This is a genomic window from Microcoleus sp. N9_A2, assembly GCF_036701775.1.
Lineage (GTDB): Bacteria > Cyanobacteriota > Cyanobacteriia > Cyanobacteriales > Microcoleaceae > Microcoleus.
The window spans coordinates 1-7,616 of the sequence record NZ_JAUBRH010000055.1; the positions used below are offsets into that span (position 1 = coordinate 1).

The 7,616-nt window shown below is 46.2% G+C and carries 4 protein-coding genes and 1 tRNA gene; 1 reads left to right on the plus strand and 4 read right to left on the minus strand.

The features are described 5' to 3' along the window. Nucleotides 1-86 precede the first annotated feature (86 nt). The 4 genes from QUA44_RS24045 to QUA44_RS24060 form a co-directional block, all read right to left on the minus strand. Entirely contained in the window at nt 87-743 is a 657-nt protein-coding gene (locus QUA44_RS24045) for a glutathione S-transferase (RefSeq protein WP_333255028.1), read from the minus strand. 405 nt (nt 744-1,148) lie between these two features. Then, nucleotides 1,149-2,096, minus strand: a complete 948-nt coding sequence (gene trhO, locus QUA44_RS24050; protein ID WP_333255030.1) for an oxygen-dependent tRNA uridine(34) hydroxylase TrhO — start codon at nt 2,094-2,096, stop codon at nt 1,149-1,151. 54 nt (nt 2,097-2,150) lie between these two features. Then, a tRNA-Gly gene (locus QUA44_RS24055) sits at nt 2,151-2,222 on the minus strand. A 200-nt stretch (nt 2,223-2,422) separates the two neighbouring features. Beyond that, nucleotides 2,423-2,650, minus strand: a complete 228-nt coding sequence (locus tag QUA44_RS24060; RefSeq protein ID WP_333255032.1) for a hypothetical protein — start codon at nt 2,648-2,650, stop codon at nt 2,423-2,425. A 1,115-nt stretch (nt 2,651-3,765) separates the two neighbouring features. On the opposite strand from QUA44_RS24060, the gene QUA44_RS24065 reads away from it, so the two are divergent. Continuing rightward, entirely contained in the window at nt 3,766-7,506 is a 3,741-nt protein-coding gene (locus tag QUA44_RS24065; RefSeq protein WP_333255034.1) for a chemotaxis protein CheB, read from the plus strand. Nucleotides 7,507-7,616 lie beyond the last annotated feature (110 nt).

Consider the following 7,616-nt stretch of genomic DNA (forward strand, 5'->3'; position numbering starts at 1 on the left):
AGTAAAACTTTGGGTGTTACCTAAAGCTGCTTTGTCCGCAGAATCTCAGTGGCTTCAGCCCTGAGAGTGTCAATCCTTGCGGATAATTACGATCGCCCAAAAATAACGCCTGCATTCCCTGATTCCCATTTCGCGTATTTCTGCATAACACTAGCGTACATTTCTGAGTCTGTAAACCCTGTTAACCAAGCTGGTAGCTGAGGCCAAGGCTGTTGGTTGAACCAATTTTTATCGGTATGAGCGAATTGACGAACAAAAGGTGCGATCGCCATATCAGCCAATGCTACATTGTTACCAAATAAATATTTAGTGGCGCTTAACTGTGCATTGAGTTTGTCGAGGAATAAAGAACCTTCATACCGATGTACTTGGGCATCAACACCTGGGTAACGTTCAGGGTACTTATAACGGTCAAGATGATATTTAAACCTATCATCAAATTCAGCAATTAATACTAGCATTTCTGCAACCGAACCTTTTTCTGGAATCAACCATTTTTCAGGATCATACTGTCTCAATGCCCACAACATAATATCGATACTTTGATCGAGTACCCGCCCGTCAACATCAATCAATATCGGTACCGTACCTTTGGCAGATACCTGCAACATTTCTTGTGGTTTGTCTCGTAAAACAACTTCCCGCAACTCACACACCCGATTGCTAACCATCAAGGCCAAGCGCGCCCGCATAGCATAGGGACAGCGGCGAAAGGAATACAAAATTGGGTATATTACTGACATATAATCTCAATTCCGGTTGCACCGGAATTATTGTTGACTGTTGACTGTTGACTGTTGAAGGAGAGGTCGAAAAACTGATACCAATTTAATGTGAAGTTGCACATATCTCGATCCCCCTAAATCCCCCTTAACAAGGGGGACTTTGAGCGGAATCTTGTTCCCCCCTTATTAAGGGGGGCTAGGGGGGATCTGATTCTATGCAGCATCATAAAAAAATTGGTATGAATGGTTGAGTGTTAACTGTTGACTCGATTTTATTATTCTGATGCCACCGGAAACGATATAATTAGTCGATCGCGCGATCGGGTTTTTCGGGTCAGAAACCCAGTTTCTTCGTAGATTTCTTGTCGCTAAACAAGATTTTTCGTAGCAAGGGGGTTTCTTTAAGCTTAGTGAATAATAATATTAGTCGATCGCACCATCTACTTTTTCCTTAGCATCATAGCGCGCGCCGATATGTACTTGGTTGCGACGCTTAGCAAGCTCAATCTGACGTTGACGTTCAGATAAGGCTTGTTTTTTGGTTTCAGTTTTGGAGTCATGACAATGAGGACAACTCACACCAAGTACAAACAATTCAGAAGCCTTATCTTCCTGACTAATCGGGTGACGACAACCGCGACAAAGTTCATAGTTACCTGGCTTTAACCCCTGACCCACAGAAACCCGTTCATCAAAGACAAAACATTCACCTTCCCAACGACTTTCTGCTTCCGGAACCGTTTCCAAATATTTTAAAATTCCGCCTTCGAGATGATAGACTTCATCAAAACCTTGAGAGCGCAAAAAAGCAGTAGATTTCTCGCAGCGAATACCACCCGTGCAAAACATTGCCACCTTGGGTTTATTGCGTAAAGCAGCTTCTTGCAGCGCCCATTCCGGTAACTCAGAAAAGCTTTTTGTGTTTGGATTAATAGCGCCTTCAAAAGTACCCATAGATACCTCGAAGTCGTTACGCACATCAACCACGACAACATCGGGATCGTCAAGCAGCTTATTCCACTCATCAGGCTTAACATATTTGCCAGCCATGAGGCGGGGATTAATGTCTGGTACTCCCATCGTGACGATTTCGCGCTTCAAGCGTATTTTCAGGCGGTAAAAAGGTGCTTTTTCCGAGAAAGATTCCTTGTGTACCAGATCCGCAAAACGCGAGTCACTACGCAAGAATGCCAGCACTGCGTGTACGCCTTCGGATGAGCCTGCGATCGTGCCATTGATGCCTTCGGCTGCTAACAAGATAGTGCCTTTGACGTTGTTGTGATTGCAACAATCGATTAGCGGTGCTTTCAGGTCGGCAAAATCCGGTAGTTCAACGAACTTATATAAAGCAGCGGTTAAGAAATAAGCCATAGATTGAATTGATAGCACTAATTAATTTTCATACTTCTATGAAAATTCAGTCAAAGCGGGCGGTGGGGCTCGAACCCACGACGTCCAGCATGGGAAGCTGACATTCTACCACTGAATTACGCCCGCGCTTAGTGTTTTTTACCTGTTTTCAGCTTCTTTGACTTTAGACGCCGATCGGTAAAAAACGACTAGAAAAACATTGTACAACTATTTTCGGATTTTGAGTATAGCATTTTGACAATCAATTTTGGGCGACAGCCGATCGCCCAACCGAGCCATGATACTGTGGCAGACGAGCCAATTGTCATCGCGGCCAAAACCTGCCACTAAATCAGCAATCGCCTCGGTTCCGAACCTTGACAAAGAGTTAGCGGCTTCGGATCGCACATTCGGATCGCGCCATCGAACTGCATCATTTTTAACAGCGCAGCCATTGAGTCCGCAGTTTGACTATGCCGCCATCCCATCGCCACGAACGATCGCACCATCAACCCCGTATCGTTCACTTTGCTCAGCAACATCGGTAGCGCCACCGCAGAATCGCACTTTCTCACAGCCGTTACCCCCGCAGCCTGTCTTGAGAATCACAACTTGGCAGCGCTGCTGGGATTTCGCTAATTTCCCTAAGCCCATTAAAATATATTTTTGTTACTTTTCTTTACGACTTTAGCTAGGATGGCCGGATTTTGGGAAGATTAAAAAAATTCAGTTATTAGATTATGTCGGCAAATTAACAGCCTCAAACTTCCACACCAGAAGAAGTTCAGGAAGCAATTGCTGAGCGTGAGCAATATTGGCAACGGCCGATCGACGATACCTTGAAAATGACTAAAAAGGTACAAATGACCCAACAAGCAGGGAGCATCTCAATGAAAGCAGCCAAGCTAGAAATTGGAGTTAGGAGCCAGGAGCCAGGAGGAAAGAGTCAGAAGGAAGGAGTCAGAAGAAGTGTTTTTACAAATATGAGATGCTCCCAACAAGCAGTGATGAAACACTTATAAAATTATCCCGATATAGTTTCCCAGAAAGAATTGGTTTAAAGCCTGTCCCTTGTAGGGAGAAATTAAAAGAAGACTATTCATTACTCCAATCCTCTTGCTTCCAGGTAGAGGTCGCTATCAACTGTCAACTGTCAACTGTCAACTGTCAACTGAAATCGGTGGGGTGGTAGCCAATTTGCGCTCGCAACAACCTTCCTCAAAATGAGATTAATTGCGGTTTTGTAGAGTATGCTGTTTTTTTGAGTTGATCTACTTAATTGTACTGTTTTCCTTCCCCGGAGATTCTCCAGAGTCCCACTGCTTGATAAGGGCGGACAAAATTCCGGTTGGAAGTTTTTTGATGAGTTGGGGTATTGAGGAGAAATCCACTCGCTCGCAAACCTTGATAGAACTCCTACGCTGGCAGAATCGGGAAGATTCACTCATTCTTAACTTTTAACAGTATAATTTTTAAGGGATTTCCCGTTTCAATCTTGTCCGCTGCTAGGAAAGGGGGAACTCCAAAATAATGATTTTAAAAGCGCTTGAGAACACAGGCCGACTTGCCTAGATATTATATCGGTAGGTAGATGACTTATTATTCATTTTAATATATATATATATATATATAATATCATTAAATACAATATAACGATAATACGCTGGCAGCAAGCTATCTGGTATAAAAAATGAGTCAGAATAAGTTTTCCAAAAAATCTAAACCTCAAGCTGATATGGATGCTGAAGGAAAGCAACAAAACAATCAAAACGAGTTATTTCCAGTCGTCGGAATAGGAGCCTCTGCAGGTGGATTGCAAGCCTTTACCAAATTACTCAGCCATTTGCCGATCGATACCGGCATGGCGTTTGTAATAATTCAGCATATGTTGCCGACTCAGGACAGTGTGTTGAGAGAGATTCTGGCTCGATCGACCCAGATGCCCGTGCATGAGGTGAAATCTGGGATTAAAATAGCACCGAATCAGGTATACGTCATCCCCCCCAATGTCAGCCTGACCATCGATCAAGCGGTGCTGAAGCTAACGCCTCGCGGCAGAACACGCGGGATATTTATGTCCGTCGATACTTTTTTGGTTTCCCTCGCTGCAGAACGGGGGAACCAAGCCATCGGCGTCGTTTTGTCCGGGGGCGACGGCGATGGTGCCCAAGGATTAAAAGCGATTAAGGCTGCAGGCGGTATTACTTTTGCCCAATGTGAAGGATCGGCACAAGTCAGCAGTATGCCGAATACTGCGGTGGCTACGGGTCAGGTAGACTTTATCTTGACACCGGAAAAAATTGCCCAGAAAATAGCAGAGATCAGCCGTCATCCCTACATTGCCGATCGGCCTGCGACAGAATCGACCACCAGCGAAAATAAGAGCGAAAGTAAAGATGCGATCGCCACCGTCTACACTTTGCTGCGCGCCGCTACAGGAGTTGATTTTACTCACTACAAACAAACCACCTTGAAGCGGCGGATGCAGCGACGGATGTTGCTGTACAAGCTGGAACGGATCGAGGATTATGCCGAATATCTCAAAAACACCCCGACAGAAGTAACGGCGCTTTATCACGATGTTTTCATTCATGTCACCAGCTTTTTCCGTGACCCCGAAAGCTTTGAGGCTTTAAGCAGCAAACTTTTTCCCGAAATCGTTAAAGATAAATCACCGAAAACACCGATCCGAATTTGGGTGGCCGGCTGTTCAACCGGTGAAGAAGCTTACTCGATCGCCATTTGCTTGCTAGAGTTTTTAGCAGATCGAGCTACTGATCTGCCGATTCAGATTTATGCCACAGACATCAGCGAAAGTGCGATCGCGATCGCCCGCCGCGGCTTTTATACGCAGGCCCAAGTCGCCCATATTTCACCCCAGCGCCTGAATCGGTTCTTTGTCCGAGTCGAAGGCGGATACCAAATCGCTCAGCCGGTGCGCGAACTCTGCGTCTTTGCCAAACAAAACCTGATCAGCGATCCGCCGTTTTCCCGGATGGATTTGATCGCCTGTCGGAACGTGCTGATTTATCTGGGCCCCCCGCTGCAAAAAAAGCTGCTGCCAATTTTCCACTACGGGCTTCGGCCCGCAGGCTTCTTGCTGTTAGGCACTTCGGAAACAGTTGGTGACTTTTCAGAATTGTTTGCGCTATTCGACAAAAAGAACAAAATTTATACTAAAAAACTGCTGTCGCATTGGCTCAGTATGGATTTAACTGCTAGCAACTATCCTGCGACAGCCATCAACTTTCCACCGCTGTTGACGGAAAGCTTAAACGAAATCGAAATCGAGAAACAGGCAGATCGCATTGTTTTGAATCACTATGCCCCTGTCGGCGTCGTGATTAACACAGCCAGAGAGATTCTGCAATTTCGGGGACAGACGAATGCCTACCTAGAACCGTCTCCCGGTAGGGCTAGCTTGAATTTGCTGAGAATGGCAAAAGAAGGATTGCGCCTCGAACTCCGTAGTGCAATTGAACAGGCCTCGCAGCAGCAGTTGCCGATCGCCCGCGAAGGCTTGCAAATTAGAGAAAGCGAGATCGTCCGCCTGGTCAAAATTAACGTGATTCCCTTCCCAACAGGCGCTGCTGTAAAAAACTATTTTTTAGTTTTGTTTCAAGACGAGCCGCCGATTCCTGCAATGACTGCTGCAAACGATGCTAGAGTCAACTCCGATCCTTTACAGGGTGAAAGTTTGGAGATTGCGAGGCTGCAACAAGAACTCAAAAGCACAAAAGACCACCTGCAGTCGATCGTCCAAGAACATCAAGCCGCTAACCAAGATTTGAGAGCCGCCAACGAAGAGATTCTGTCCAACAACGAAGAGTTGCAAAGTACAAATGAGGAACTCGAAACCGCAAAAGAAGAGATTCAGGCAACCAATGAAGAACTGAACACGATTAATGACGAATTGCAGCGGCGCAATGTTGAATCGACTCAGGTGAGTAACGATTTACAGAATCTGCTCAGTACCATCAATATTCCGATCCTGATGCTGGGAGGCGACCTGCGAATCCGCCGGTTTACTCCCGCAATCGAAGGCATCTTCAACTTGATTTCTACTGATGTCGGGCGCTGTTTGAGCGACATCACTCACAAGTTGATAGTGCCGGAGTTAGAGCCAATGATTTTAGAGGTGATCCGCACCCTCAACGTGAAAGTTCAGGAGGTTCAAGATCGAGAGAATCGCTGGTACGATCTGCATATTCGACCCTATCGGACGATCGACCACAAAATTGATGGGGCTGTGGTGATGCTGGTGGATATCAACGATCTCAAACTCAGCGCCCAGCAGTTGATGGAAGCGAAAAATTATGCCGAAACGATCGTCGAAACCGTCCGGGAACCTTTGCTAGTGCTGGATCTAAACCTGCAGGCGATCACCGCCAACCGTTCTTTCTACGAGACGTTTCAGGTGATGCCGATCCAAATTGAGCAACACTCGATCTTCGAGTTTAGTAACAAACAGTGGAATATTCCTAAATTGCGATCGCTCCTGGAAGAAATTACGACTGGCAATCCCGAATTTCACAACTTGGAAATAGAGCAGGACTTCGAGGCGATCGGGCATAAAATAATGCGGATCAATGCCCGCAAAATGCCTCCCATCGGCGATATACAGATGATTCTGCTGGCGGTAGAGGATATCACCGAGCAAAAACAGTTGGAGGCAGAACGCAGCCTGCGGATGCAAGAACAATCGGCTCGTGCGGCTGCCGAGCAGGCAAACCGCGTCAAAGATGAGTTTTTGTCCGTCCTCTCTCACGAACTGCGGACGCCCCTGAATGCGATAATTGGCTGGGCACAGTTGCTGCAACTTAAAAAATTTGACGAAGCTAAAACCCAGGAAGCGATAAGAACGATCGAGCGCGCCGCCAAAGCACAAAACCAGCTCATCGATGACATCTTAGACGTTTCCCGGATTAGCACGGGCCAGTATCGGCTCAGCGTTTCGGAAATGGAACTCAATCCACTGCTTGAAAATACGATCGCGGTGGTTCGTTCGGCAGCACAAGCCAAAGATATTCAAGTTGAATCCTGCCTAAGTCCTTTAAAACCAATAGTGTTGGGAGATCCGAGCCGCTTGCAGCAGGTTGTGTGGAATCTACTTTCAAACGCCATTAAATTCACCCCAGCCGGAGGCAAAATTGACATCGCATTAGACTGCATTGACGGCATGGCTCAAATCCAAATTAGCGATACTGGCCAGGGCATTCACCCTGATTTTCTCCCCTATGTGTTCGATCGCTTCCGTCAAGCGGATAGTAGCTACTCTCGCAGAGACGGTGGATTGGGGCTAGGACTCTCGATCGTCCGTCATTTAGTAGAACTCCACGGCGGTACTGTTGGTGCAACAAGTTCAGGTGAGGGACAAGGGGCAACGTTTACCGTGAAGTTGCCGCTACGAACAAATATCCCAGAAAGTTAGACACTAATATTTACCAAAGACATAATTGATATCGTTTCCGGTTGTACCATCCGTGATTGTGGACTGTTGACTGTGAGTCAAAAAAACTGAAAATTGCGCTATATTTGTTG